Annotated in this window: 1 protein-coding gene; it reads left to right on the top strand. The window is 41.8% G+C overall.

Features of this window, described 5'->3' with window-relative positions; genetic code table 11:
- The first annotated feature begins 100 nt into the window (after nt 1–100).
- Entirely contained in the window at nt 101–808 is a 708-nt protein-coding gene (locus CPT76_RS13935) for a Crp/Fnr family transcriptional regulator (protein ID WP_105443339.1), read from the top strand.
- The last annotated feature ends 322 nt before the right edge of the window (nt 809–1,130 follow it).

The raw sequence follows: 1,130 nt of genomic DNA, 5'->3' as shown, positions 1-1,130 counted from the left end.
TTTATGATGAGTGTAACACTCCGTTATCGGNGTTACATGAGGAACGATTATCGCGGTGAGTGGAGCGGTAGTCGCTTGCAGCAATGAAAGAGGGGTCACAATGTTACATGATGAGGCGATGGAAAACACACCATCATTTTTGCCACAAATCAAGATATTTGAATCGCTTCCGGCAGAAATTATCCGTGAAATCGAACAATTGGTAACCATATCAAATACGTATAGGCTTCCAAAAAACTGTATTCTTCAGACGCCCGATGATGAAAGGAATGGCTTATTTTTCGTAATCGCCGGTAAACTGCGCTTATACAAAACCAATTCGGCCGGCAAACAACATACAGTCTGTATCGTAAGCGAAGGCGGGATGTTTGGCGAGGTTGACACGTTTTCATTGGGCAATAGAGGAACTTATGTGGAGACGATGGAAGACTCGATTGTTTTTTCGATTCCGACTGAACAATTCGAACCGCTTTTACGCAAGTATTCTGAATTGTCTTTGCGATTTTTATCGGAAATAAGCAAACGCCTGCGAGAACAGGATGAATTGGTGGAAAAATTGGTTTTTAGGGATCTACGTGGTAAAGTGCTTTACTTTCTCAACCGATTGTCTAAAAAGTTCGGCATAGAAGAAAATGGATACCGAAAAATCGATATTCCCCTGACTCATCAAGAATTGGCCAATATGATCGGTGCCACAAGAGAAGCGGTATCGCTTACCTTACAGGAACTATCCAATGAAGGTATTATCGTGACCAGCCGCAGAATGGTCATGATTCATATCGAAAAAGCGATGAAAGAACTGGCTTGATTCATGACCCGAAAAACTTCGTAATCTAAATTACTGTCGAATTATTCATTTAGAGTTATGATCAATGCCGTAACGGAATTACTGCAAAATATGAAGCTTATAGGAGGAGTCAGCATGGCCAATCAACAAGTCCAATTGAATATTCGATTCAAAGTTAAACCAGGAAAAAAGAAGAATTCCGCAGGGAGCTGTATTCCCTTATTGAGGAGATGTCATCCGAGAAGGCATTCATTAGCGCCATTGTTTCGGACGATCTGGATCAGCCGGATGACTTGATTATTTATGAAACATGGCAAGGCACGAGAGACAGCTGGCTTGCGGA

Source organism: Paenibacillus sp. AR247 (genome assembly GCF_002968895.1).
Taxonomy (GTDB): domain Bacteria; phylum Bacillota; class Bacilli; order Paenibacillales; family Paenibacillaceae; genus Paenibacillus_AQ; species Paenibacillus_AQ favisporus.
This window is presented reverse-complemented; position numbering and strand designations above follow the sequence as displayed.